This is a genomic window from Atopomonas sediminilitoris (genome assembly GCF_022601735.1).
Lineage (GTDB): Bacteria > Pseudomonadota > Gammaproteobacteria > Pseudomonadales > Pseudomonadaceae > Atopomonas > Atopomonas sediminilitoris.
Genome location: NZ_JAKUMM010000011.1, coordinates 79,039 through 104,505, shown reverse-complemented (window position 1 = coordinate 104,505; position 25,467 = coordinate 79,039). Strand labels below are relative to the sequence as shown.

Sequence of the window (25,467 nt, the reverse complement as noted above, 5' to 3'; positions counted from 1 at the left end):
CTCCGTTACTGCTGCTGCAGTACCCAGTTAGCGAGGACTTTGGCTTGCTCCTCGGTCACATTGTTTGGTGGCATGGGGATAGGGCCCCATTTGCCGTTTTGGCCATTTTTGATGCTGGCGGCCAGCACATCGGCGGCATCGGCTTGGCCGGCGTATTTGGCGGCGACTTCTTTAAAAGCCGGGCCAACGAGCTTGGCGTCGACACTGTGGCAAGCCACGCAGTTTTTGGTTTTAAACAGCGCTTCGCCTTCTTCGGCGATAGCGGGTTGGCTGAGCAGGGCGGCTGCGGCCATTAGCGGGAGTAAGATCTTTTTCATCGTGTTGTCCTCAAGGCTGGCTCGGGGGGGGGGGGGGCAGGCGGTGCCTGCTGAAATGTGCACTTACAGAATGCCGATGCGCTGGTGGCTGTTCCTTGATTGGGGTCAACCGATTCCCATATAGGTTGCGTGGGTTTGTGAAACAGAAAACCCGGTGAGGGGCACCGGGTTTGCTGCTGTTGCGGCCCATGTGGGCGAAGGGGCGTGCGTTATTTCGCCGCGTTGATGTCGGCTTCGGCGTCGATGCCCAGCTTCAAGCCGAGCGAAACATGGTGGTAGCGGCCGTTGGCGCTGTCGTCATGGATGGCAAAGCCAAAGTTGTAGACCTTGCCGGACGCTAAGCTGACGTCGCCTTCACCGCCGCTGAGTTTGCGCGTGAACACGACGCTCCAGTTGCCGTTGTCGTTCTTGCCTTCGGCGCCGATAAGGGCGGTGCCGCCTTCCATCACGCGCTCTTCAGCGACATAGCCATCAAAGGCTTTGTTTTCGCCGCTGCGCCATTGGTTGAGGTCGTAGAACACACCATTAGCCAGAGAGCCATCTTTCACGTATTTGGTTTTGGCATCGTCGCCACCGGGCATGCTGCGCACACCGTTGTGGCAACTGCCCCAGCAGCCGCCTTGTTCGGCCAGCTCAACCTTGTTGCCGTCTTCAATCATGTAGGCGATTTTGACGGGATTGACTTCGTCCATCTTGGCGCTGCCAGAGGCGGCAGGCTGCTGCCAAGTAAAGCGCAGGTAGAGGTTTTCACCGTCATGAGTGGCTTGTACTTTGGCGTTGATGGCAGGCGCTTTGCCGGCAATCGGATTGGGTTCGTTTTTCTCGCCGCTGACGATGGTTTGGCCGATGTCGGCGGCTTCTTCGCTGTGGCAGTCGGCGCACACTTCGCCTTTGCGCAGGGCGCGCGCGCCGCCGTGTTCGGTGCCTTTGGTGACCCATTCAACGGGTGAAACGCCCGGGTAGAACAGGGTGACGTCGGTGGCGCTGACTTGGCTCCAGTCAGCAGGGGCTGCGGCCAGTGAGGCGCCGGAGCTTAAACTCAGGGCGGCGCCAATGGCGATGGCAATCAGGCTTTTGTTCATGGTGTTAATCCTCTTGCTGGGTTAAACGCCGTGGCGTTATTCCTCGTCTTCTTCGGTCATGCCTTCGGGTTTGTGGTGAGCAATCCCCTTGTGGCAGTCAATACAGGTCATGTTGTCTTCGCGGGCCATCTCGTGCTGCTTGCGCGCGCGCTGCTTTTGCTTGGCGGTGTCCATGTAGGCCAAGCCGTGGCAGTTGCGGCACTCGCGTGAGTCAGAGGCCTTCATGCGTGCCCATTCACTGCGGGCGAGGTCGAGGCGCTTGGCCTCAAACTTTTCCCGGGTGTCGATCGAGCCGGTCATCTTGCCCCACAGCTCTTTGGTGGCTTGTACCTTGCGCACCATCTTGTAGGTCCAGTCTTTGGGGACGTGGCAATCTGGGCAGGTTGCGCGCACACCGGTGCGGTTGTTGTAGTGGATGGTTTCTTTGTATTCGGGGTACACGTTGTCGCGCATTTCGTGGCACGAGAGGCAGAACTGCTCGGTGTTGGTCATTTCCACCACGGTGTTAAAACCGCCCCAGAAAATGATCCCGAAGGCAGTGCCCATGGCCAGCAAGCTGCCCAATGAGTAGCGTGCGGTAGGTTTTTTCAGCAGAGCCCAAAGGCTTTTTAAGTTCATGGCACGTTCCTTAGCCAGCGCGGGTTGTGACTGGCCCGAGGTTAGCGGCAAGCACCGGCGGGGCGGGCTTCGCCCCGCCGGCGTTGGTGTGGCGCGTCCTTGCGCCGGGCGTCATCAATAGACGTCGTGCATGGTGTTGAACACGTTGAACTTGCCGGTTGGGGTGACGATCGCAGGATCGGTAATCACCTTCTTCAGCTTCAGGGTTTTGTCGTCGTAGATCACGATGGCGGACTGGTCAGTCTTGCCACCCCACAGCGAGATCCACACTTCATTACCGGCTTCGTTGAACTCAGGGTGCGTGGCACGGCGGATCGCCTTGCTTTCTGGCAGGCCAGAGTCTTTGGCAACGTCCAAACGCTTAGGCTCTTTGCTCAGATCGTTCAGGTCGAACACGTACACCGACTCAGCCACTTCGCGCTCTGGGTTCATCGGCGCGTCAGCCCACAGGTTCTTCGACTTGGGATGGGTCTTGACGAACAAGTTACCCGCGCCCGGCATCTTCAGTTCCTGCACCACTTTCCAGTTGTGCTCTTTGTACTTGGCGTACTTGGCTTCATCGGAAGCGGTGGAGATCAGCGAAACCACCGCATCACCCAAGTGGCCAGTGGTCCACACCGGGCCGAATTGCGGGTGGATGAAGTTAGCACCACGACCTGGGTGTGGGATCTTCGCGGTGTCGACCAGTGCGGCGAGCTTGCCGGTTTTGGTATCGACCGCAGCGACTTTGTTGGAGGCGTTAGCGGCCACCATGAAGTAACGCTTGGAGTAATCCCAGCCGCCGTCGTGGAGGAACTTGGCGGATTCAATGGTGGTGGTTTTCAGGTTCTTCAGGTCGGTGTAGTCGACCAGAATGATCTGTCCGGTTTCTTTAACGTTAACCACCCACTCAGGCTTGATGTGCGACGCCACAATCGAGGCTACGCGCGGCTCTGGGTGGTACTCGCCGTCCACGGTTTGACCGCGAGTGGAGACCACTTTGATCGGCTCAAGGGTCTCACCGTCCATGATCGAGTACTGTGGCGGCCAGTAGGTGCCACCGATCAGGTACTTGTCCTCGTAGCCTTTGAACTTGGAGGTATCCACCGAGCGGGCGTCGGAACCTAAACGCACGGTCGCCACGGTCTTGGGCTCTTCGTACCACATGTCGATGATGGTGGTCAGACCATCACGGCCGACGGTGTACACGTAGCGGCCAGAGGCCGACAGACGTGAAATGTGTACCGCGTAGCCGGTGTCGAGGATCTTCCAAATCTTGTGGTTGTCACCGTCTACCAGCGCCAGCTTGCCGGCGTCACGCAGGGTGATGGCGAACACGTTCTTCAGGTTCACCTTGTTCATTTGCTTGGTCGGGCGCTGATCTTTCGGTACCAGCAGCTTCCAGCTGTCTTTCATGTCGTTGAGCGAGAACTCTGGTGGAATCGCCGGAGTTTGCTGGATGTAGCGCGCCATCAGGTTGACTTCATCCTTGGTCAGGATGTCGTCATAATTCACCATGCCGCCTTCGGTACCGTAGGCGATGATGCTTTCCAAACGCTTGGTGCCCAGCTTCAGGGTGCCACCTTCGGTGACCTTGCCGTCGGCATCGGTTTTCTTCCAATGCGGCTCAAGGTTTTTACCGGTAGCACCTTTGCGCAGCACACCGTGGCAACCGGCGCAGCGTTCGAAGTAAATCTTCTTACCTTGCTCAAACTCGGCATCGGTCATGGCGGGGGCAGTGTTCGCCATGGCCATACCACTGCCAGCTGACAATGCAGCGGCAACGGCCCATGCCAGAGTCTTTAGTTGAAGGGCTTTCATGTTGTGGCTCCTTAGCGGGTCAGGCGGCCCGGCTGTTGTGTGCAAATCACCAACGGCGTCGCTCAGGACGGGAGCGGTCTAGTCAGCAGTCCTTGCCGAAAAGGCGGTGCAGCGGCACTCCCTGACACCTTTTCCTAAGTCTTGAATGCGGAAACATTCGGTATCACTTGGAATGGTTGTCACCCTAAACCGCCAGCCCTGCTTGCTCGTTTGATTTGAATCAAGCCCCTAGCAGATAGCTCTTTTCGGGGGCGCAGGGCTGCCGTAGTGTCAGGCCCAAGACAGCCGCGCTCTGCGCCCACGGTTAAGGAACTTGTAATGAATACCGCCCCGAATACCCCGTTTTATGCCAGCCAAGCTGGTGAGGTGAATCTGTTTGAACAGGCATGGCAGCACGGTTTGCCGGTGCTGATTAAAGGCCCCACCGGCTGTGGCAAGACGCGCTTTGTGCAGCACATGGCGGCGCGTTTAAACCTGCCGTTGTTTACCGTGGCTTGCCATGACGATCTCACCGCCGCCGATCTGGTGGGGCGTCATTTGGTCGGCAGTGAAGGCACTTGGTGGCAAGACGGCCCGCTCACCCGCGCGGTGCGTGAAGGCGGTATTTGTTATTTGGATGAGGTGGTTGAAGCGCGCAAAGACACCACCGTGGTGTTGCACCCGCTCGCCGATGATCGCCGGGAGTTACCGCTGGAACGCACGGGCGAGCTTTTAAAAGCGCCGCCTGGTTTTATGTTGGTGGTGTCCTATAACCCCGGTTATCAAAACCTGCTCAAGGGCATGAAACCCAGTACGCGTCAGCGTTTTGTGGCGCTGCGCTTTGACTACCCAAGCCCTGCCGTTGAACAGCAGATTATTCAGGCCGAGACCGGCGCCGATGAGCGCTTGGCGGCCAAGTTAGTGCATTTGGGGAGCGCGCTGCGCCGCTTAGAGCAGCATGATCTGGAAGAGGTGGCCTCAACCCGGTTGCTGATTTATTGCGCGCGTTTGATCAAGGCCGGTTTGGCCCCGCGTGAAGCGGCGTTGGCTTGCTTGGCTGAGGCTCTGTCGGACGATGTACAAACGGTGGCGGCGTTGATGGATGTGGTGGATGTCCACTTCGATTGATAGCCCCCTCATCCGCGACAAACACCTGCCTGGCGACTTAGCGCTGTGGTGGTTTGTGCTGGCGGAGTTGTCGGTGTTTGCCTTGCTGATTGGCAGCTTCGCGGTGGCGCGTTTTCTTGATCCGGCGGCGTTTGCCCAAGCGGGCAGTCAGTTGCTGTTGGTCGATGGCGTGGCGCTGACGCTGTGCCTGCTTGGCGCAGGCTTTGCCGCAGCCTGCGCGCTGGAGCAGTGGCGCGTAGGGCGGCGCTATTTCACCGTTGGCTGGCTGTTGTTAGCGCAGGGCTTGGGCAGCGGTTATATCGTTTTGAAACTCAACGAATATCAGCATTTGCTGACGCTGGGTTTAGACATTGATAGCGGCGGCTTCTTTACCCAGTTTTGGCTGATCAGCGGCTTTCATTTCATGCATGTGCTGTTGGGTTTGTTGGTGTTGTTGGCGGTGACGCTGCATGTACTGCGCGGCAAACCGTTAGCCGTCAGCACTCTGGAAAGCGCCACTATTTATTGGCATATGCTGGATTTGATCTGGGTGATGCTGTTCGTCGTGTTTTATTTATTGGTTTAAAGCCCATGCCTTCACGTGGATTAGCGCTCAGTGCGTGCATGCTTCTATTGTTAAGCCTGACGGTGGTGCCGGGTGCACAACTGAGCCACGGCGCTTGGGCAGCGCTCGTTTTTGTGGTGCTGCTGGGCAAAAGCTGGTTAATCAGCGAACGCTTTATGGAGCTTAAGCAGGCCCCGTGGCTGTGGCGCGGTGCTTTGCTGTTGTGGCCCTGCCTGTTAGGGGCCTTGTTGCTGGGGCTATGGAGTGCGCGGCTATGAATGAGGCGAATGCAAAACAAGCGACCACCGTGGCCCCGGAGGTTGCGCGCTTGGCGCGTAACGGCTGGATTGCCTACCTGCTGAACATGTTGCTGGTGCCGGGCTTAGGCTTTGTCGCCTTGGTGTGGTTGTACTGGAGCGCGCCGGAGCACAACGCCGAGTTTGCCCTGCGTCACCTGCGCAGCGCCTTGTACGCCAGTTTGGCGGCGGTGCTTGGCTTGCTCTTGTTGCCGGCGCTGTTGTGGCTGGCGCTGGATGAGCGCCAAGGCGCGATGGTCGGGCTGATTTTGTGGGGCGTGAGCTGGCACGGCGCTTTGGTGCTGTGGGGCGTGCTGAACCTGTCATTGAGTGTGAGCGACAAAGCGCCTAAATGGGGCTGAGGCTGGCCTGTTACTCACGCTCGTTTCACGCTTAGCCCGGTCTAGCTACTCTCGCCGAGGACGTTGCCGCTTGCAGGCAAGGCGGCTTTAAGTGGTTGTTATCTCGCCTGTCTGGCCTGCCACCGCTGGCGCGCGGCCTATCGTATGACCCTCTGAATGCATTCCACTTCGTACATCGCGTGCCGTTTCAAGCGGCGCGGCACACGTCTGCACGCTAAAAACCCAAGCGCTTATCTCGGGTATCTCCTGCTTTCTTGATTCGTATCAAAGGGTTCAGGGATGTCAACTCCCTAGAATCATCCCGCAAAACATTAATTAAGGAGGAGTTCTCCATGGCCGAAACCTTCACCAAAGGTATGGCCAGGAACATCTACTACGGGGGCAGCATGTTCTTTGTGCTCTTGTTACTGGGCCTGGCATGGCATACCGAGAAAGTCATTCCCGAAAGGAGTAATGACTTACAACTGACCGAATCCGTCGTTCGCGGCAAATTGGTATGGGAGCAAAACAACTGCATTGGTTGCCACACGCTGTTGGGTGAGGGCGCGTACTTCGCTCCTGAACTGGGCAATGTGTTTGTACGCCGTGGTGGTGAGGAGAGCTTTAAAGCCTTCTTCAAAGGCTGGATGGCCGCTCAACCGCTGAATGTACCGGGCCGTCGGGCCATGCCTCAGTTCAATCTGAGCGAAACCGAAGTGGACGATCTGGCTGAGTTCCTCAAGTGGACCTCGCAGATCAATACCAATGACTGGCCACCAAATAAGGAGGGCTGATCCATGAATGCGCATCTGAAATACGCATCGCAATCCGTGGCCACCCCGTACTTTGTGTTTGCCTTGATTTTGTTTGCTGGGCAGATTCTGTTTGGCCTGATCATGGGCTTGCAGTACGTGGTTGGTGACTTTCTGTTCCCGGCGATCCCGTTCAACGTGGCTCGTATGGTGCACACCAACCTGCTGATCGTGTGGCTGCTGTTTGGCTTCATGGGCGCGGCTTACTACTTGATTCCCGAAGAGTCGGAAACCGAGCTGTATAGCCCGAAATTGGCGTGGATCTTGTTCTGGGTGTTTGCCGTCGCTGGCGCGCTGACCATCTTGGGTTACTTGCTGGTGCCGTATGCCGGCTTGGCCAAGATGACCGGTAACGATCTGTGGCCAACCATGGGCCGGGAGTTCCTTGAGCAACCCTTCGTGACCAAAGTGGGCATCGTGGTGGTGGCGCTGGGCTTCTTGTTCAACTTAGGCATGACCGTGCTTAAAGGCCGCAAGACTGTGGTCAACATGGTGATGATGACCGGTTTGATTGGTCTGGCGGTGATGTTCCTGTTCTCCTTCGTCAACCCTGACAACCTAGTGCGCGACAAGTTCTGGTGGTGGTGGGTTGTGCACCTGTGGGTGGAAGGCGTGTGGGAATTGATCATGGGCGCGATTCTGGCCTTCGTACTGATCAAGGTAACCGGCGTTGACCGTGAGGTGATTGAGAAATGGTTGTACGTGATCATCGCCATGGCGCTGATTACCGGCATCATTGGTATGGGTCACCACTACTTCTGGATCGGTACCCCGGGCTATTGGTTGTGGTTGGGCTCGGTGTTCTCAGCCCTTGAACCGCTGCCGTTCTTCGCCATGGTGTTGTTTGCCTTCAACATGATCAACCGTCGTCGTCGGCAACATCCCAACAAGGCCGCTGCATTGTGGGCCATGGGTACCGCGGTGATGGCGTTCTTGGGCGCTGGCGTGTGGGGCTTCCTGCACACCCTGGCACCGGTGAACTACTACACCCACGGTACGCAAATCACCGCAGCGCACGGCCACATGGCCTTCTATGGCGCTTACGCGATGATCGTGATGACCATCATCAGCTACGCCATGCCACGTCTGCGCGGCATTGGTGAAGCACCCAGCAACAAGAGCCAAGTGCTGGAAATGTGGGGCTTCTGGCTGATGACCATCGCTATGGTGTTCATCACCCTGTTCCTCACCGCCGCCGGCGTGTTGCAGGTGTGGTTGCAGCGTATCCCTGAAGACGCCCAGGCCATGTCGTTTATGGCCACGCAAGACCAAGTGGCGATCTTCTACTGGTTGCGCCTTGCCGCCGGTGTGATGTTCTTGGCTGGCTTGGTGGTCTACTTCGTCAGCTTTGCTTACCAGCGTGACGGTGCTGCCGAAGCACTGCCAGCGGGTGACAGCGCTAACGCGTAACCCCAATGAATACCTGTTGGCGCTTCGGCGCTAACAGGTTATTCAGGCAAGTGCAGTGCGCTGGGCTTGCCTGAATAACCTGACGTGGTAATGCCTGCTCAGGATGAGTGCGCGGCACCGCTCCCGAGCAAGGTTGAGTGCCATGGAAATATCAGTCGAGATGGAAGAGTGGGTTGGTGCCCGCTGGCATAACTTTATTACCCGCCGCAGTCATACCGGCTTTGCCGAACAAGCGGTGGCGTTAGCCGATGTGCAGCGCCGTGTTGGCGTGCTGTTTCGCGCCTTAGGCGGCGCTGCGGGCTTGCGTATCGAGGCGGCCTCGCCACGGCATATGCAAGTGCGGCGCAGTCTGCTGCAAAAGGTGGCCGGCACCTGCCAGCATTTACCTGTCGCGTGGCGCGAAGAAAGCAGCTTGCGCTTGCCGCCTGTGCTGGATGTGTTTCCCACCCGCGCGCTCAATCAAGACTTGTATCTGTGGCTGGCCATGCTCGCCGCGCACACGCCGCAGCGCCTAAAACACTGGGGCCGCGACAACCAACAAGCGGTTAAAGCATTGCTGCTTGAGTATCCGGCGCTCAATAAACGCTATCAGGCACTGGTGACTGCGTTGCTGCCGCTGCGACCAGACCCTGCCAGTTTGCCCAAAGCCGAAGCCGCGCTTGAGCGTGCCGTGCAACAAGCACTGCGTGAGCCAGGCTCGATGGCGCAGTTCCCCCCGTGTAACAAAGCACCGATGCCAGTGTGGCTGTGGTTGTACCCAGGTGAAGCTCTGGGCGAGCCACAAACATTGGAAGACGGTGAAAGCGAGCAAGAGCTCGCCGGCACAGCTAGCGTGCGAGCCGATATCAGCCGGCGTAAGGCGGAGCGCGTCGACGATGTCGATGGCAAAGACGGTTTGTTGTTATTTCGCCTAGAAAGCCTGTTTAGCTGGTCTGAGTACCTCAAGCTCGATCGCACCGGCGATGACGCTGACGATGTGGACGCCGCACGCGTGGCCGAAGACTTAGATCAGCTGTCGTTGTCGCGCCAACGCACGCGCAAAGCCGGCGGCTTGCGATTGGACTTGGATTTACCCTCGGCCGGGGAAGACGACCAGCCCTTGGGTGAGGGCGTGTGGTTGCCCGAGTGGGACTATCGCCGTCAGCAGCTGCGTGATGATTACGTTTGCGTGCAACCGATGTTGCCGCGCGATGCGCAAGCCAAGCCGCTGCCGAGCCGCTTATACCGTCAGGCGCAGCGTTTGCGGCGTCAGTTTGAGCAACTGCGGGCACGGCGCCAATGGTTGCGCCAGCAACCGCAGGGCGAAGAATTAGACCTGTCGGCGTGGCTCGATTTTCATGTTGAAAGCCAGCATGGCGTTTGTGCTGAGCGCGGTTTGTACCGCCAGCTTCAGTGCCGCGAGCGCGATTTGGCGTGCTTGTTGTTGGCGGATTTGTCGATGTCGACCGATGCCCACTTAGACGATGAGCGCCGCGTGATCGACGGCATTGTCGACAGCCTGCTGTTGTTTGGTGAGGCGCTGTCGAGCTTGGGTGATCACTTCGCGTTTTATGGCTTTTCTTCGCTGCGGCGCCAGCAGGTGCGGTTTTTCCAGCTCAAGGCGTTTAACGAACGCTACGACGACAACGTGCGGGGCCGTGTGCAGGCGGTGACGCCCGGTTACTACACCCGCATGGGCGCCGCGATTCGCCAAGGCACCGCGCAACTGGCGGCGCAGGGGCAACGGCAAAAACTGTTGCTGATCGTCTCAGACGGCAAGCCCAATGACTTGGATGTGTACGAAGGCCGTTACGGCGTGGAGGATACCCGCGAAGCGATTCTGGCCGCGCGCAAGCAAGGCATCGAGCCGTTTTGCATCACCATTGACCGCGAAGCCGACAGCTATCTGCCGTATATGTTTGGTGCCAATGGCTACACCCTGATTAAAGACGCCCTGCATTTGCCCGAGCGTCTGCCACAGCTGTATCGCCAACTCACCGAGCGTTAAGGCGCTATTGATGAGCGCTTGATGGGTTCTGCGCGATTAACAAAGCCGCACTCAGTCAGACGTGCGGCTTTTGTGCGGCTTTGCTGGGTTTAATGCTTAGCGCGGTAGGGTAAAAAACATCACAAAGCAAAACGCCACCAATACCAGCCAGAAGATAATGAACCAGCGCTGCTTGCTGGCCACTTCACTGGCTTGGGTTTGCGGTAAGGGCATACCGCAGTGCTGGCAGTCTTCCAGCGCGTCGTCGTGATCGCGGTTGCAGTACAGGCAGCGTTTCATCGGGGGCTCGCTTATTCGTAATCTTCCAACGCCTGGCGGTGCAGTACGCGGATGTGACGGCCGTCGAGTTCAATGATGCCGTCATCCTGCATGCGGTGAATCACGCGCGAGAAGGTCTCGGGCTGAATGGCTAAATGCCCAGCCACCAGTTGCTTGCTGACGGCTAAATCAAACGCCGGTTGCGCGTCTTGGGTAGCGCGAATCTGCGCCAAAAAGTAGCGCACCACGCGGTGGGTGGCGTTTTTCAGCGACAAGGTTTCCAGCTCGTTCAAGCGCTGGTGCAAACGCATGCTCAAGCGTGCCAGCAAGGCCTTGGCCAGATCTGGATTTTGGCTGATCAACTGTAAGTAGTGCTGGTTGGACAGTTGCAGCAACTGGGTTGGCTCAACCGCTTGTGCGTTGGCCACGTAGTGCGGGGTGTCCATAAAGGTCATCGCTTCGGCAAAGGTTTGTCCGCGATTGCAGGCTTCAAAGACTTTTTCTTGGCCGTCGGGGGTGATGCGGAAGATCTTGATGCAGCCGTCGATCACGAAGAAAAAACTCTCGGCCAGCTCACCCTGACGGAACACCGGTTGGCCTTTATCCAAGTTGACGATGCGCGCATGTTCGAGCAGCTGGCTCATTTGCGCGGCGGATAAAGGTTCAAACAAGTGGTGCTGCTGTAACAGCTGGGCATGCACGCGTAAGGGGTTCATGGTTCACCTCATCAGGGGCCGTTGTGGCGCGTGGCCATCGGCTCGTTTATTCGTTTGGCCGCAGGGCGGTGGCGTTTGGTTTGCGCAGGCTTCGGCCAAGTGAGTGCAGTGAACCAGTAAAAGGGTTGCTAAATGTTGTCGTGAATCAACGTGATAGCGATCAAAGAAGGTGCTGCGGCAAAGCTTGACGGCGGTCAAGGTCGGTCAAGGGCAGACGGCTACAGTCTGCGCTGGTCTGATGAGGAATTTGCCATGCAATTGGTGTGTCCGGCCGGCAGTTTGCCGGCATTAAAAGCGGCGGTGCGCCAAGGCGCCGATGCCGTGTACGTCGGCTTTCGTGACGATACCAACGCGCGGCACTTTGCCGGTTTGAACTTGGACGAAAAACAACTGCAGCAAGGGCTGGAGTTGATTCGTCAGCAAGGGCGCAAACTGTATGTGGCGGTGAATACCTACGCTCAACCCGAAGGTTGGCAGCGTTGGCAGCGCGCGGTGGATCATGCCGCCGCGTTAGGGGTTGATGCCTTGATTGCCGCTGACCCCGGTGTGCTGGCTTACGCCGCCAAACAGCATCCGACGCTGAATCTGCATCTGTCGGTGCAAGGCTCCGCCACCAACGCTCAGTCGTTAGCCTTCTACCAAAGCCGTTACAACATCAAGCGTGCAGTGTTGCCGCGGGTGTTGTCGTTGGCGCAGGTCAAGCAAGTGGCTGCAACCAGTAGCGTGCCGATTGAAGTATTCGCCTTCGGTAGCTTGTGCATCATGGCCGAGGGCCGCTGCCATTTGTCTTCTTATTTGACCGGGGAGTCGCCCAACCTGTGCGGCGTCTGTTCGCCCGCCAAAGCCGTGCGCTGGGAGGAGACGCCAGAGGGGCTGACCTCGCGCTTAAACGGCGTGATGATCGATCGCTATGCCGAAGGCGAGTCCGCCGGCTATCCGACCTTGTGCAAAGGGCGCTTTATGGTCAACGGACAACGCTTTCATGCCCTAGAAGAGCCGACCAGTCTCAATACCTTGGATTTGATTCCGCAACTGGCGGCGGTGGGCGTGACGGCGGTCAAGATCGAAGGCCGCCAGCGCAGCCCCGCTTACGTCGAGCAAGTGGTCAAAGTTTGGCGCGAAGCCTTAGACAGCTACCAACAGAACCCCGCCAACTACAGCGTGGCCAGCCACTGGCGCAATGTCTTGTCCGGCTTGTCCGAGGGCAGTCAAACCACCTTAGGGGCGTATCACCGTGCCTGGCAGTAAGGAGCGCAGGATGAAACTCAGTTTAGGGCCGGTGTTGTTTTTCTGGGGCCGCGAGCAGTATTTCAATTTTTACAGCGACATGATCGAGCAGCCGCTGGACGTCATTTATCTCGGTGAAACGGTGTGCAGCAAACGCCGAGCACTGAGTTTGGATGACTGGCTAGGGCTGGCGCGCGAGTTAAAGCAGCAAGGCAGTGCCGAGCTGGTGCTCTCTGGGCTGACTTTGGTCGAGGCGGCCAGTGAGTTATCGAGCCTCAAGCGCTTGTGCGACAACGGTGAATTGTTGGTGGAGGCCAACGACATCGGCGCGGTGCAACTGCTGAGCGAGCGCAAGTTGCCGTTCGTGGCAGGCCCTGCGCTGAATATTTACAACGGCCATGCCCTGCGTGAGTTTATCGACGCTGGCATGCAGCGCTGGGTGCCGCCGGTGGAGTGCTCGGCCGATTTGGTCGCGGCCAGCTTGCGTCAGCTTGAAGCGATGGGCGTAGCGCGGCCAGAGCTGGAGATTTTCGCCTATGGCCATCTGCCGCTGGCCTTTTCTGCGCGCTGTTTTACTGCACGGGCAGAAAATCGCCCCAAGGACGATTGCCAATTTTGCTGTCAGGGCTACCCCGAAGGCATCGCGCTCGATAGCCAAGAAGGACAGCGCTTATTCACCATCAACGGCATTCAAACCATGTCGGGGGAGGTGTGTAACTTGCTGGCCGATTACCCGCGCCTGCAACAGTTAGGGGCTGACTTGCTGCGTCTAAGCCCACGTGCGGAAAACATGCAGGAAGTGGTGCAAAGCTTTGCGCGTGTGCTGCAAGGCGCTGACGCACCGTTGGCAGTGAGCGGGTGTAATGGTTACTGGCACGGTGTGCCGGGCATGCTACGAGCCGAGGAGGCAGGGTTATGTTGAGTGCACTGAAACAACAGGCCGCGAAGGCCTTATTGCTGGCTGGTGAACACGCTTTGCCGCTGGCGGCACGGGTGCCGCAACCGTTGCAGCGCCTGCCGCTGCAGCCGTTACTCAATCGTTTGCTGCGTGGCCCGTTACAAGAGGGGGCCTTTGATGCCTTAGAAGGACGCTGGATGCGCTTGCAGCTGCGTGACTTGAACTTGGCTTGGTGTATGACCGTGCGCGCTGGTCGCTTGCAGTTGGCCGCGAATGCGCCGTATGAGGCGACCATTAGCGGGAATTGGCGCGAGTTCTTGTTGTTGGCCAGTCGCCAAGAAGACCCGGACACCTTGTTCTTTCGCCGGCGGTTGTCGATCGAAGGCGATACCGAGCTTGGGCTGGCGGTCAAGAACCTGATCGATAGCCTTGATCCGGACGAGTTGCCACCCCGCGTGTGGCAAGCCTTGGTCTGGCTAGGGGAGCAAGCAGCGCAGCAAGCTGTGCCGGCGCGCAAGAGCGATCTGGCGATCGTCTCTTAAAGGCACACAAGCCTCTTGGTGGGGTTCAAACACCAAGAGGCTTTATATTGATGGCACGCGTTAGCCTGATCAGGGCCAAGCCATGTTGCCGCTTAGAGAGCGGATTGCAGTTGTTGGCTGACGTGCTGGTAGATCAGCTGCGCATCATCGCTGCTGCAGTCTTGGCCGTAGCGCTTCTTAAGCCCTAGCTCGCTTAATACTAAGGCCACATCGGCCGTCACTTGGCGCTGGGCTAAACAGCCCTGAACGCACTTTAGCGGGCAACCATCCAGCGCCAAGATAGGTCGGCCACTTTGCGCTTTTTTCACCAGCATCGGCACATTGCCGCCAACACCGGCGATGCAGGACATCTCCGCCAGCCCCTCACGATCAAGCTTGAGTGCAATGTTGTTCGCCAGCTGCGCCACGTTAGAGCAACCCGAGCAGGCGTACACCAAAGGTAAATTGTCGTTACCCATAGGCAAGCCTCTTATTCGCAGTAGTGGGCTAGGCCGTGGGCATCCACCACGTCAATGCGGCGGCGGTCCATGACAATCAAGCCGGCATCAATCAGGCGGTGCAAGATGCGTGAAAAGGTTTCCGGCTGAATGCCTAAGCGCGAGGCGATCAGGCGCTTGGGGGCATTGAGCTGAATGGGGCCCGGATTTTGCGCTTGTTCGTGGCACAAATAGCGCGCTACGCGGCGACCGGCATTGGCCAGCGTCAGGGTGTCGATCTCTTGCAAACGCTGGTGTAGACGCAAGCTCAGGTGCGCCAAGATATCGAAGCAAATGGCTGGCTGGTCTTCTAACAAACGTCGGTAGTTGCTTGAGTCAATGCTGACCAAGGTGCAGGCCTGCATGGTGCTGGCGCTAACCGGATATTGGCGAATGCCACTGAACATTAGCGCTTCGGCAAAGGTGTGGCCGGTAGGGATCACCTCGACCAATTTCTCTTGGCCTTCTGGCAATAAGCGCAGCAGTTTGACTTGGCCTTTGAGCACCAAGTAGAAACGTTCAGCCGGCTCGCCTTGTTGAAACAACGGTTGATTGCTGTCTACATGGCGCAGAAGTGCGGTTTTGCACAGCTCGTTAAAGGCCGCATCCGGCAGTTTGGCGAACAGGTAGTGTTGGCGGATTTGGTTGATCGCGTAAGGGTCGGTCAGCATGGGCTAGTCCTCATTACGCTGCATAAAGCAGACTCTGGTGAGTTCATACTACGGCCCAGCTCCCTGTGCGCCCATGCCTCTGCCGCACTACCTCTAAAGGGTTACGGCAGGGTTTAGAGGGTGTCACACCGAGTCAATGACGCTGACTCAGCTTTGCTGTAGCCGAGTATAGGCTTGGGTTAATTGCTCCATATTGCCGAGCAAGCTTTCACTGGTGGTGCTGATCAGGGTCGGTACAAAACGCGCATCGTTGGATAAGGCAAAGCCCTTGCGTGAGAACTGCCATTGGGCGTCGGCCTTGTGCAATAACTGGCTGATCTCAGGATTGTTTTGCGGGGCTTGCTGGAGTTGCTGCAGTGACTGGTCAAATTCGCTGACAGCTTGGTTAAAGCGCTCGGCAAGACTTGGGTCAGGCAGCTTCCACGACAGCGCCATGTAGAACAGGGCAATCCGCTGGCTGAGCATGCGTTGCCGGCCAGATTGGTTAATCAAGGCGGCACTGGCTAAGCCGGTGTCCTGCTCAATTTGTTTAACGGTGTTCTCACTGGCGGCCAGCAGGGCCTCGCTCAGCTCAATCAGCGCTGGTGCCTGAGCTTTGCTTGGAGCTTGCAAGGCGGCACTTCGAAACTGTTGCCACAACTCATCACTGCGCTTTAGTGCGGCGCGGCTGGCATCGGTTTTGGCGTACTGGCTAAGCCAGCTGTGGTTTTCTTCAAAGCGCGCCAAGCTGTCATCCAGCTGGCGGTTGGCAACGTCGGGGCGAATGTCTTGGCCCAACATTAAATAGTTCTTACTGATGCGCTGGCTGAGCATGCGTTGCTGGCCGGCGCGGTTAACCGCTTCGGCATCGGCATTGGTTGCTGCGGCAGGATTGGCTTGGCTGCTGAGACTGAATAAGAGCGCAGTGAGCAGGGCCAGAAACGGCAAGGTAATGGATTTGGCGAAGCGGGGCATGGTGGCGTCCTTGTCAGACAATCAGGATCATTAAAAAGCAATAGGGCTGCTCCGGATGAGCAGCCCTGTTACCGACGGCTAATCAGTAGGTGTATTGCAGTTGCACCCACAGTTTTTGCGTGTCGACGCTGTAATCATCAGCATCGTAGTCAGCGTACTTAACCAGTGCGCTCAAGCCTTTGACCCACGGCAATGGACGACCATAAGCGACGTCAAATTCCTCACCGTAATGGCTGGAGCCAGCCTCGGCGCGGAAATCGTGGTACCAAGCCTGCACGTTGCCGCCCAAGAGCGGCATGCTGCCGCCGAAGTAGGCGTCCTTAACCCCGTGCTGCGGGGTGCCGAGGAACATATCCGCCCAGCCTTGGAACATGTGCTTGGTGGCAAGTGGGGTTTGGAAGGCCCCTTTGCTGGTGTCTTGCTCGCCTTCAAGCACTTCATAACCGGCCTTCAGTGCCAGGTTGTTGAGGTCTTTAAAGGTGTAACCACCTTCGAGCAGGTAGTAATCAGCGTCGACTTTTTTCGGGTTGCCGGCGTAGTCGCTTTGGCTGGCGTATTCGGCGGCATAGTTAAAGCCTGCCAGCACGCCATTTAAGCGCAAGCCGTTGGTGGCGCTGGATTGCGCTTTGTTGGCTAAGTTGTCCAAGCCCAGCATGTAGCGGTAGGCAGTGACGGTTAGCGCAGGGGCGATAACGTACTGCGCGTTGATCAAATGGCTGTGGCCATCGATGTTGGCGGGGTTGCCGGCCAAGGTATAGCGGTTGTCATCGGGGCCAAACACGGTGTTGACCTGATCAATGTAGGCGTAGGTCAAGGTCAGGTTGTCGATGGGCTTAAATTGCGTCAGTGCGCCGTCGTAGGTTTGCTCGTTTTGCCGCCATGCCACGCCGCCGACAAAGCGTTGGTTGTCGAGATTAATGCGCTGGCGACCCACCACCACGTTGCCGAGGGCATAGTCATAACGCAGCAAGGCTTGGTTGATTTCGCTGCCATCGGGGTCGGCTACGGTCGAGTATTGGCTTTGGCCGTTGCGGGTGTCGTTGTAGTGGTCATCGCCGATACGGCTGACGTTGTCGGCCTCAACGAGTGTCGACAGGCCATACCACTTACCCGATTGCAACGTGATGCGGGTGCGCAGGGTTTGCGCGTTAGCGTTGTTCTTGGTGTTGTCCTCGTCAACGTGTTCGTAACGGTAGCGGGCGTCGAGGCCGACTTTGCCGTCTTCCCAAAGTTGGCTAAACGATTCGGCCTGCACTGAGCTGGCAACCGTGGCCAGCATCAGTGCCGTGGATAAAGCTGAAAGCTTCGGTTTAGACATGTGGGTGACTCCTTCGTGGCAGATAGCGCTACGCTAGAGTCTTGTAACATTCGGTAACATGACTGCAATCAAGTGATCTTGGTTTTTACTTGCCCGCAACGTTTGGCGCTTGGGCAGCCTTGACAGCCGTCACAGCCGGTTTGGCTTTGTTGCCATACGCGGTGGATTAGCAGCCCGGCGGGCAGCAGCATTAATACGCTCATCAAGCTCATGGTTTTGCTCCTTACAGCAGTGCGCCAATCAAGGTGACGGCATATGCCGACAGCCAAGCGCTGGTTAGGCCGAAAGCCATGCTGGCCAGTGGTAATTTCCAGCCGCCAAAGCGACGCAGGGTGCCAAGGGTGGCCAGACAGGGGAAATACAGCAGGGTGAACAACATGAAGGCCAGCGCTTGGGTAGGGCTTACTTGCTCGCGCAATGAGCTGGCCCAGCCAAGGGTTTGTTGTTGCTCATCACCGTCCACGCTGGGTAGGTGGCGGGTCATAACCATGGTGGAGACAATCACTTCTTTGGCTACCAGGCCACTGAGCAGCGCCACATTGTCTTGCCAAGTGAAGTTCAGTGGTGCCGTCAGTGGGCTGAGTACTTGCCCAGCTTGCTCTAAGTAACTGGGGCCTTGCAGTTCGCCTTGATCATTGGCGGGATAGCTTTGTAGGAACCAAATCAACATGGCGCCGAGCAAAATCACTTGACCAATTTTGCGCAGAAAATCCCAGCTGTGATCCAGTGCGTCGGCAAACACAACCTTGACCGAGGGGATTTGCATGGGCTCACGCACAGGCGCTACGGCTAATAGCACCGCCCCTTGGCGGCGACTGACAAACCAACTTAAGCCCAGCGCCAGCAAAACACCCCAAGCGTGCACGGCCAAAATGACCAGCACAGCGTGTTTTTCAAAGCAGGCAGCGGCCAGCAACACATAAACCGGCAACCGTGCCGAGCAACTCATTAAAGGCGCGCTCAGCAGCAGTGCGGTGCGTTGCACACCTTGCGGTAAATTCTTGGCGCTTAATACCGAAGGCACATTGCAGCCAAAGCCGAGCACGAGCGACAACAGCGCTTGCCCCGGTAAGCCAAAACGCGCCATCAGTGGGGTGAACAACTCGGTGGCGCGCTGCAAGTAGCGGCTGTGTTCTAGCAAGGCTAAACCGACAAACACCACGGCGACGGTGGGCAGAAACACCAACACTGCGGCAACGCCCGGCACAATGCCTTCACTGAGTAAGCGCGTCCACTCGCTGGCGGGCAGCACGCTGGCAATCCACTGTGAAAGCCCAGCTAGCGCTTCGTCGATCAAGCCCATGGGCCATTCGGTCAATGTGTAGGCGGTGTAGAACAGCCCATAAAGCAAGCCTGCAAACACCAAGCGCCCCCATAGCGGGTGCAGTAACCAAGCATCAATATCGCGCGGGGCAGGGAACAGTGCGGCAAACATGAGAATCTCCACCAAAGGTTTATGGGAGGCATTCTCATTCGTTTTATGGTGATGGGGCTTGATTGCAATCAAGCGTTGCTTAATGAATCACTCGAGGCATAAGGCTTATAAGAGCCAGCAGGGTTTGGTTTTATATCGCGCATAGAAAAGGCCACCCGAGGGTGGCCTTTCTTAACACCGTGGACTTGCGTCCGAATCAGTTAGCAATCAGCCGAACTGGTTCATGGTGTTGTCTTTACCGCCAGCCTTCAGAGCTGCTTCGCCAGCGAAGTACTCTTTATGGTTGTCACCGATGTCGGAACCAGCCATGTTCTGGTGCTTCACGCAAGCGATGCCTTGACGGATCTCTTGACGCTGAACGCCTTTCACGTAGGCCAGCATGCCTTGGTCGGCGAAGTAGCCTTTGGCCAGGTTGTCGGTCGACAGGGCCGCAGTGTGGTAGGTCGGCAGGGTGATCAGGTGGTGGAAGATACCTGCTTCTGCAGAACCGTCACGCTGGAAGGTACGGATCTTCTCGTCAGCCAGTTGGGCCAATTCGGTTTCGTCGTAATCAATGCTCATCAGGTTGGCACGATCGTAGGCAGAAACGTCCTTGCCTTCAGCAACCATGGCATCGAACACCTGCTGGCGGAAGTTCAGAGTCCAGTTGAACGATGGGCTGTTGTTGTACACCAGCTTGGCGTTCGGGATGGTCTTACGAACTTCGTTAACCATGGCAGCGATCTGGCCAACGTGCGGCTTCTCGGTTTCGATCCACAGCAGGTCAGCACCGTTCTGCAGCGAGGTGATGCTGTCCAGTACGCAACGTGCTTCACCAGTACCCTTGCGGAACTGGAACAGGTTGGACGGCAGACGCTTAGGACGCAGCAGCTTGCCTTCGCGCTTGATCACAACGTCGCCGTTGCCCAGTTCGGCTTCGGAGATTTCTTCGCAATCCAAGAACGAGTTGTACTGGTCGCCCAGGTCGCCCGGCTTGTTGGTGACTGCGATTTGCTTGGTCAGGCCAGCACCCAGCGAGTCGGTACGAGCAACGATCACGCCGTTGTCGATGCCCAGCTCAAGGAAGGCGTAACGCACAGCGTTGATCTTGGCGATAAAGTCAGCGTGCGGAACGGTTACTTTACCGTCCTGGTGGCCACACTGCTTCTCGTCAGAAACTTGGTTTTCGATCTGGATGCAGCAAGCACCCGCTTCGATCATCTTCTTGGCCAGCAGGTAGGTGGCTTCTGGGTTACCGAAACCAGCGTCGATGTCGGCAATGATCGGTACTACGTGAGTTTCGTAGTTGTCGATTTGGTTCTGGATTTCAGCAGCCTTGGCCTTGTCGCCAGCTTCGCGGGCGTCGTCCAGTGCGGTGAACAGCAGGTCCAGCTCGCGGCTGTCAGCTTGACGCAGGAAGGTGTACAGCTCTTCGATCAGCGCAGCAACAGAGGTCTTCTCGTGCATAGACTGGTCAGGCAGTGGGCCGAACTCAGAACGCAGCGCAGCAACCATCCAGCCAGACAGGTACAGGTAGCGCTTGTTGGTGGTCTTCAGGTGCTTCTTGATCGAGATCAGCTTCTGCTGACCGATGAAGCCGTGCCAGCAACCCAGCGATTGGGTGTAGACAGAAGAGTCGGCGTCGTACTCGACCATGTCTTTACGCATGATGTCGGCAGTGTACTGGGCGATTTCTAGACCGGTTTTGAAACGGTTTTGAGCGCGCATACGGGCCACTGACTCAGGGTCGATGGCGCTCCAGCTGCTACCGAAAGATTCTTTCAGTGCGGCAACGGCTTTGATGTCGTTTTGATAAGCAGACATGGTCAATCCTACGTTGGTGATTGTTCAAGCACAGTCCGAAGCATGCTAGGGCAACAATAAGACGATAGGATTGCGAATGGCGAGGTGTCACAAGGAGGGCATAACACAGGGCATAGCAGAGCTGATGCGCAAAGTGTTCCCGTCCCTCAGGACGACCTGTTTCCAGTCGTAACCCTTCTCATCTGCCTTGTGGGCCCCTGAGACACGAGAAACAACGCGGGGTGACCTGCTGTTTCACGGAGGCTGCTAAGCGCCTCTGGCTATCGGGTGACGGCATGATGCGCTTCAAACGTTTGTTCGTCAAATGGATTTTGTAGTGCCTTTGGCTTTGGCACTACAAAAACGACGAACGTTAATTCATGACATCGACTTTGAGACGCAAGGTAACGTCTTCGCGTCCTTGCGTGGTTTTGTGGCGCAGAAAATCGCTGTCGTTGCCGCTTTGTGATTCGCTGATGCCGCCGAAGGTAACCCACTCGCCAAGGCGCGTGGTTAAGCGGGTGTCGGTGCTTTGCGTGTCGATCACGCCGGGCTGACTTTGGCTTAAACGATCATTGCGACTGCTTAAGCTGATGTGGGCAATGTTGCCGCTTAGGGTCACGGTGACATAGTAGCCGCGGGTAACGTCGCGGTACTGCGTGTTGCTCCAGCCGCCATACGGTGTCGCCGTTGAGGTAGTGATGGGTACGCTTTGACCTATTTGGATAAAGGCCGGATACCCCTCGGTCGCTTGCACTTGCTGCTGGCCGCCGCCACGGCTGTCGGTGGTGCGTCGAATGATGCGCACTTGGTCTTTGCCATCGATCTCACCGTCGCCGCTGATCACCGACACGCCGCCGGCGGAGAGCTCGCCATCGACCCGATAACCGCGCTCGTTAAGCTGGCTGTCGCTGCTGGTATCCACCGTGATGAGCAAGCGCTGTGGGCTTTTATCCAGTTGCCGCAGCAGGTCTTGAACTTCAAGTATTTTGTGCTGCTCAGCATTGATGATCAGCTGGTTGCCATAGGCTGAAACGCGCCCCTCGCTGCCCAGAATGGCTTGCACGGTAGGCAGTAGGTCATCGGCGGTGTTGTAGCGCAGCTCAAGCACCTCGGTGCGCGGTGCGGCGAGGGCGGTCGTGCTTAAGATCAGCAACAGCAAGGCGGTGAATCGGCTCACAGCGGCATGCTCCTTAAATTGGGATCAAATTGACTGGTGTTCCAGGCTTGCTCAAATTGGCCAAAGCGTTGTTTGCCTTTGGCGGGGGCGTGATACCACACGTAGCCACTGTAGCTGTCGGGCTCTGGGCGGCGTAAGTAGGCTGTTTGGTCGATCAGTAAGTAGGCATCGCCGCTGGTCGGGTACTGCGGATTGAGTAAGCGGATGTCAGTCTGGCTGGTGAACTTGCGACACAGCTGCAGAAGTAGGTGGCCCTGTCGCACCAAGCGTTGACTATCAGCGAGCAGCCAACGAAAGCGCGCCTTGGGGCTGGCGAGCAAAAATTGTTGGCAGGCATCGCGCAGCGCGCTGTGGTTATACAGCCACGCTTCGCCGTCAGGACTGTAGAGGCACACCTCAAGCTTGGCTTGTTGCATCAGGGCTAAAGCGTGGCTGCGGGCTAATCCGGGCTGCTCAAAACGCTCTAGCTCAGGGTGGCTGCCGATGATAAACGGTGTTGGTTCGACAAGGGCGGTGTCGGGGCTGCCTTCATCTGGGTTATGAATAGTAAAACGCCCCGGTGAGCTGAACTCAATCGCGGGCAGCTCGTCGGTTGGCGTGCTGGGATTGTTGCTCGATTCGGGGCGCTTGTCGGTCATGGCTGGTGCTCGTATCGCATGTCCACATGAGGGATGCCAGCGTCGTCATAGGGCTCGGCGCTGATTACCCTATAGCCTAGGCGCTCATAGAAAGGAATGGCGTGAACTTGTGCCGAAAGCAGGAACACGCGCATGCCTTGCTCAAGCCCTAAAGCCATGGCAGCTTGCATTAACTTGAGGCCGACTTGGTGGCCGCGCCAGTCTTTGCACACAGCGACACGGCCAATATGCCCGTCAGGCAATAGCCGCGCTGTGCCGATGGGGGTGTCGCCGGCATAGGCCAGCAAGTGCTGGCAGCTGGCGTCGAGCGCGTCCCATTCCAGTGCTGGCGGCACTTGTTGCTCATCGATAAACACCGCTTGGCGAATGGCGCTAAGCGCGACGTGATCGCGCTGCCAATCGGTCACGCTGACGTGGATGTTATTCGTCATCGGCAAACTCGAGACTGCCTTGCTTAAGAAGCTCGACTAACAGCGTACGCGCATCCTCAAATTCGAGCCAATCGACGAGGTTTTCTGCGTGCAGGCAGTCGGCGGTGCAGACCAATTTCAAGAAATCGCGCAGCTCTGTCGGCATCCCGCGTGACAGACCGCTGACAAAAACCACGAGGCCGTCATCGCGCTCAGCCCACGCCAAGCGGGCGCTGGGATTGCGCACCAATACGGCGCCGTCTTCTAGGGCGTCGAACAGCTGGTCTTCGCTCAATTCTTCGCCTTCGATCAGCTCAGGGTAGCGCGGTTCGGTCATGAACTGGCCAAACCATGTCAGCAGCGCGCCTTTGTCTTGCATGTGCTTGTCGAGCAGCGCTTTTAGGCGATCAAGCGCGGCGGCGTCGATTTCGCTGGGGTCGCTGCTGGGCTTGGCTGCCGCATCGGTGTAGCGCTCTTCGTCGGGCAGATTTTGCGCGAGGAAGTCGGTGAAGTGGGTCAGTACTTCGGCGGCGCTGGGGGCGCGAAAGCCGACCGAGTAGGTCATGCAGTCGTCGCTGTCGGCAGTGCCGAAATGCGCTAGGCGTGGCGGTAGATAGAGCATGTCGCCGGGGTTGAGTACCCAGTCTTCGCTGCCGGCAAATTCGGCCAGAATGCGCATTTCCGGGTGTTTGATCAGTTGTGCTTGGCTGTCGCAGAGTTGGCCGACGCGCCAGCGGCGCTGCCCGAGGCCTTGCAGCAAGAACACGTCGTAGTTGTCGTAATGCGGGCCGACGCCGCCGCCGTGAGTGGCGTAGCTGACCATCACATCATCGATGCGCCATGTGGGGAGAAAGCGAAACTCTTGCAGCAGTTCGGCGACTTCGGGCACGAATTGATCAACGGCCTGCACCAATAAGGTCCAGTGGCTTTCGGGCAGGTCTTGGAAGTCTTCTTCGACAAACGGGCCGCGGCGCAGCTCATAAGGGCGCACGCCGTGCTCAAGGATGATGCGCGACTCGACTTCTTCTTCCAGCGCGAGGCCGGCTAACTCGTCGGGGGTTAAGGGGCTGACAAAGTCGGGCAGGGCGTTACGCACCAAGAGGGGCTTTTGCTGCCAGTAATCGCGTAAAAATTCTTCGGCGCTTAAGCCGCCCAACAGGGCCAGAGGGGTGCTTTGATTCATTTCATACTCGCTATAACGAAAACGCCCGGCCGTGTGGCCGGGCGTTCTAAGTGCTTGAATTTATTAGATGGCTTGCGCCTGTGCGATGGCATTGCCGATGTAGCTGGCCGGGGTCATGGCGTGCAGTTCGTCTTTGGCGGACTGCGGGATTTCCAAGCTGTCGATAAAGGTTTTCAGGGCGTCGGCGGTGATGCCTTTGCCGCGGGTCATTTCTTTGAGCTTTTCGTACGGGTTGGCCACGCCGTAACGACGCATCACGGTTTGGATGGGCTCGGCCAGTACTTCCCAGCAGTTGTTCAGGTCGTCAGCAATGCGCGCGGCGTTGAGCTCCAGCTTACCAATGCCCTTAAGGCTGGCTTCGTAGGCGATCAGGCTGTGGGCTAAGCCGACGCCCAAGTTGCGCAGTACGGTGGAGTCCGTCAGGTCACGCTGCCAGCGGGAAATCGGCAGCTTGCTGGCCAAGTGCTGGAGTAGCGCATTGGCGATGCCGAGGTTGCCTTCGCTGTTTTCAAAGTCAATCGGATTGACCTTGTGCGGCATGGTGGATGAGCCCACTTCACCGGCGACGGTCTTCTGCTTGAAGAAGCCCAGGCTGATGTAGCCCCATACATCGCGATCGAAGTCGATCAGGATGGTGTTGAAGCGCGCCACGGCGTCGAACAGTTCGGCGATGTAGTCGTGCGGTTCGATCTGGGTGGTGTAGGGGTTCCACGCTAAGCCCAAATCTTGCTCGATAAAGGTTTGTGCGTTGGCTTGCCAGTCGATCTCGGGGTAGGCCGACAGATGCGCGTTGTAGTTGCCTACGGCGCCATTGATCTTGCCCAGCAGCGGTACCGCTTCGATTTGCGCGATTTGGCGCTCAAGACGATAAACCACGTTGGCCATTTCTTTGCCCATGGTCGAGGGCGAGGCCGGTTGACCGTGGGTGCGGGACAGCATGGGGACTGCGGCCAGCTGTTGTGCTTGTGCGCGAATGGCCTCGGCGACTTTGCGCATCAACGGCAGCAACACTTGGTCGCGACCTTCACGCAGCATCAAGGCATGCGACAGGTTGTTGATGTCTTCGCTGGTGCAGGCGAAGTGGATGAATTCGTTGATCTGGTCCAGCTCAGGCAGGGCTTTGACTTGCTCTTTGAGGAAGTACTCCACGGCCTTCACGTCGTGGTTGGTGGTGCGCTCGATGTCTTTGATGCGCTGCGCGTGTTCCAGCGAAAAGTTATCGACCAAACCGTTCAGCAGTGACTGAGCTTGCTCAGACAGCGCAGCGACTTCACTTACTTGCGGGTGTGCGGCCAAGCGCTGCAACCAGCGTACTTCAACTAATACGCGGAAACGGATCAGGCCAAATTCGCTGAAGATGGTGCGCAGGGCGTCGGCTTTGCTGGCGTAGCGGCCGTCGACGGGGGAAACCGCCGTGAGCGTAGTGAGCTGCATGGTCGTTCTCGGTCGTAAGAGGAGTCAAAAA

At 57.6% G+C, this 25,467-nt stretch carries 28 protein-coding genes; 10 read left to right on the top strand and 18 right to left on the bottom strand.

From position 1 onward, the window contains the following. Positions 1-5: 5 nt before the first annotated feature. The 4 genes from MKI83_RS16330 to MKI83_RS16315 all read right to left on the bottom strand — a co-directional run bounded on the left by MKI83_RS16330 (position 6) and on the right by MKI83_RS16315 (position 3,817). Complete coding sequence (locus MKI83_RS16330) at positions 6-317, bottom strand: c-type cytochrome (protein WP_241588347.1); 312 nt, start codon at positions 315-317, stop codon at positions 6-8. 209 nt (positions 318-526) lie between these two features. Then, positions 527-1,399, bottom strand: a complete 873-nt coding sequence (locus MKI83_RS16325) for an ethylbenzene dehydrogenase-related protein (protein ID WP_241588346.1) — start codon at positions 1,397-1,399, stop codon at positions 527-529. A 36-nt stretch (positions 1,400-1,435) separates the two neighbouring features. Next, positions 1,436-2,017 carry a NapC/NirT family cytochrome c gene (locus tag MKI83_RS16320; protein ID WP_241588345.1) on the bottom strand — a complete coding sequence of 194 codons (582 nt, stop codon included), beginning with the start codon at positions 2,015-2,017 and terminating at the stop codon, positions 1,436-1,438. Between the two features lie 114 nt (positions 2,018-2,131). Further along, positions 2,132-3,817, bottom strand: coding sequence for a cytochrome D1 domain-containing protein (locus MKI83_RS16315; protein WP_370867420.1), 1,686 nt, complete (start codon positions 3,815-3,817; stop codon positions 2,132-2,134). Between the two features lie 318 nt (positions 3,818-4,135). Between MKI83_RS16315 and MKI83_RS16310 the strand changes: the two genes are divergently transcribed. The 7 genes from MKI83_RS16310 to MKI83_RS16280 all read left to right on the top strand — a co-directional run bounded on the left by MKI83_RS16310 (position 4,136) and on the right by MKI83_RS16280 (position 10,314). Beyond that, positions 4,136-4,924: a CbbQ/NirQ/NorQ/GpvN family protein gene (locus tag MKI83_RS16310; RefSeq protein WP_241588344.1), complete on the top strand. Its 789-nt coding sequence runs from the start codon at positions 4,136-4,138 to the stop codon at positions 4,922-4,924. Further along, positions 4,908-5,489 (top strand): cytochrome c oxidase subunit 3, encoded by a 582-nt coding sequence (locus tag MKI83_RS16305; protein ID WP_241588343.1) that lies wholly within the window; start codon positions 4,908-4,910, stop codon positions 5,487-5,489. Before MKI83_RS16310 ends, MKI83_RS16305 begins: the two co-directional genes overlap by 17 nt. A 38-nt stretch (positions 5,490-5,527) precedes the next feature. Continuing rightward, positions 5,528-5,746, top strand: a complete 219-nt coding sequence (locus MKI83_RS16300; RefSeq protein WP_241588342.1) for a cytochrome C oxidase subunit IV family protein — start codon at positions 5,528-5,530, stop codon at positions 5,744-5,746. Continuing rightward, positions 5,743-6,126, top strand: a complete 384-nt coding sequence (locus MKI83_RS16295; RefSeq protein ID WP_241588341.1) for a hypothetical protein — start codon at positions 5,743-5,745, stop codon at positions 6,124-6,126. Before MKI83_RS16300 ends, MKI83_RS16295 begins: the two co-directional genes overlap by 4 nt. 332 nt (positions 6,127-6,458) lie before the next feature. After that, entirely contained in the window at positions 6,459-6,899 is a 441-nt protein-coding gene (locus MKI83_RS16290) for a c-type cytochrome (RefSeq protein ID WP_241588340.1), read from the top strand. A 3-nt stretch (positions 6,900-6,902) separates the two neighbouring features. Further along, positions 6,903-8,327, top strand: coding sequence for a cbb3-type cytochrome c oxidase subunit I (locus tag MKI83_RS16285; protein ID WP_241588338.1), 1,425 nt, complete (start codon positions 6,903-6,905; stop codon positions 8,325-8,327). Positions 8,328-8,469: 142 nt separating this feature from the next. Then, positions 8,470-10,314, top strand: coding sequence for a nitric oxide reductase activation protein NorD (locus tag MKI83_RS16280; protein WP_241588337.1), 1,845 nt, complete (start codon positions 8,470-8,472; stop codon positions 10,312-10,314). Positions 10,315-10,410: 96 nt separating this feature from the next. Here MKI83_RS16280 and MKI83_RS16275 read toward each other — a convergent pair whose 3' ends face one another. Then, positions 10,411-10,593, bottom strand: a complete 183-nt coding sequence (locus MKI83_RS16275; RefSeq protein WP_241588335.1) for a protein DnrP — start codon at positions 10,591-10,593, stop codon at positions 10,411-10,413. A gap of 11 nt (positions 10,594-10,604) precedes the next feature. Next, a complete protein-coding gene (locus tag MKI83_RS16270) occupies positions 10,605-11,288 on the bottom strand; it encodes a Crp/Fnr family transcriptional regulator (protein WP_241588334.1) in 684 nt (227 codons plus the stop codon). Positions 11,289-11,540: 252 nt separating this feature from the next. Here MKI83_RS16270 and ubiU point away from each other — a divergent pair, with 252 nt between their 5' ends. Genes ubiU through ubiT form a run of 3 tightly spaced genes read left to right on the top strand, consistent with a single transcriptional unit; the run spans position 11,541 to position 13,955 of the window. Continuing rightward, positions 11,541-12,536: a ubiquinone anaerobic biosynthesis protein UbiU gene (gene ubiU, locus MKI83_RS16265; protein WP_241588332.1), complete on the top strand. Its 996-nt coding sequence runs from the start codon at positions 11,541-11,543 to the stop codon at positions 12,534-12,536. Between the two features lie 10 nt (positions 12,537-12,546). Beyond that, positions 12,547-13,437 carry a U32 family peptidase gene (locus tag MKI83_RS16260; RefSeq protein ID WP_241588331.1) on the top strand — a complete coding sequence of 297 codons (891 nt, stop codon included), beginning with the start codon at positions 12,547-12,549 and terminating at the stop codon, positions 13,435-13,437. Then, positions 13,431-13,955 (top strand): ubiquinone anaerobic biosynthesis accessory factor UbiT, encoded by a 525-nt coding sequence (gene ubiT, locus MKI83_RS16255; protein ID WP_241588330.1) that lies wholly within the window; start codon positions 13,431-13,433, stop codon positions 13,953-13,955. Before MKI83_RS16260 ends, ubiT begins: the two co-directional genes overlap by 7 nt. A gap of 92 nt (positions 13,956-14,047) precedes the next feature. Here the strand turns inward: ubiT and MKI83_RS16250 are convergent, their stop codons facing one another. The 12 genes from MKI83_RS16250 to purB form a co-directional block, all read right to left on the bottom strand. Further along, on the bottom strand, positions 14,048-14,413 hold the full coding sequence (locus MKI83_RS16250) for a putative zinc-binding protein (RefSeq protein ID WP_241588329.1): 366 nt from the start codon (positions 14,411-14,413) through the stop codon (positions 14,048-14,050). An 11-nt stretch (positions 14,414-14,424) separates the two neighbouring features. Next, a complete protein-coding gene (locus tag MKI83_RS16245) occupies positions 14,425-15,102 on the bottom strand; it encodes a Crp/Fnr family transcriptional regulator (protein ID WP_241588328.1) in 678 nt (225 codons plus the stop codon). A 147-nt stretch (positions 15,103-15,249) separates the two neighbouring features. After that, entirely contained in the window at positions 15,250-16,056 is an 807-nt protein-coding gene (locus MKI83_RS16240; RefSeq protein ID WP_241588327.1) for a type IV pili methyl-accepting chemotaxis transducer N-terminal domain-containing protein, read from the bottom strand. A gap of 82 nt (positions 16,057-16,138) precedes the next feature. Next, a complete protein-coding gene (locus MKI83_RS16235; protein WP_306423277.1) occupies positions 16,139-17,335 on the bottom strand; it encodes an alginate export family protein in 1,197 nt (398 codons plus the stop codon). 107 nt (positions 17,336-17,442) lie between these two features. Further along, on the bottom strand, positions 17,443-17,586 hold the full coding sequence (locus MKI83_RS16230) for a hypothetical protein (protein WP_241588325.1): 144 nt from the start codon (positions 17,584-17,586) through the stop codon (positions 17,443-17,445). A gap of 11 nt (positions 17,587-17,597) precedes the next feature. Continuing rightward, positions 17,598-18,809 carry a ferrous iron transporter B gene (locus MKI83_RS16225; RefSeq protein WP_241588324.1) on the bottom strand — a complete coding sequence of 404 codons (1,212 nt, stop codon included), beginning with the start codon at positions 18,807-18,809 and terminating at the stop codon, positions 17,598-17,600. 207 nt (positions 18,810-19,016) lie between these two features. Then, positions 19,017-20,612, bottom strand: a complete 1,596-nt coding sequence (locus MKI83_RS16220) for an isocitrate lyase (RefSeq protein WP_241588323.1) — start codon at positions 20,610-20,612, stop codon at positions 19,017-19,019. Between the two features lie 352 nt (positions 20,613-20,964). Continuing rightward, positions 20,965-21,771 (bottom strand): secretin N-terminal domain-containing protein, encoded by an 807-nt coding sequence (locus MKI83_RS16215; RefSeq protein WP_241588322.1) that lies wholly within the window; start codon positions 21,769-21,771, stop codon positions 20,965-20,967. Beyond that, positions 21,768-22,409: a DUF7931 domain-containing protein gene (locus tag MKI83_RS16210; protein ID WP_241588321.1), complete on the bottom strand. Its 642-nt coding sequence runs from the start codon at positions 22,407-22,409 to the stop codon at positions 21,768-21,770. The genes MKI83_RS16215 and MKI83_RS16210 overlap by 4 nt, the downstream gene beginning before the upstream one ends. Continuing rightward, positions 22,406-22,840 (bottom strand): GNAT family N-acetyltransferase, encoded by a 435-nt coding sequence (locus tag MKI83_RS16205; protein WP_241588320.1) that lies wholly within the window; start codon positions 22,838-22,840, stop codon positions 22,406-22,408. Before MKI83_RS16205 ends, MKI83_RS16210 begins: the two co-directional genes overlap by 4 nt. Continuing rightward, positions 22,830-24,002: a ribosomal protein uL16 3-hydroxylase gene (locus MKI83_RS16200; RefSeq protein ID WP_241588319.1), complete on the bottom strand. Its 1,173-nt coding sequence runs from the start codon at positions 24,000-24,002 to the stop codon at positions 22,830-22,832. The genes MKI83_RS16205 and MKI83_RS16200 overlap by 11 nt, the downstream gene beginning before the upstream one ends. Before the next feature lie 63 nt (positions 24,003-24,065). Continuing rightward, positions 24,066-25,436, bottom strand: coding sequence for an adenylosuccinate lyase (gene purB / locus MKI83_RS16195; RefSeq protein ID WP_241588318.1), 1,371 nt, complete (start codon positions 25,434-25,436; stop codon positions 24,066-24,068). Positions 25,437-25,467: the final 31 nt, after the last annotated feature.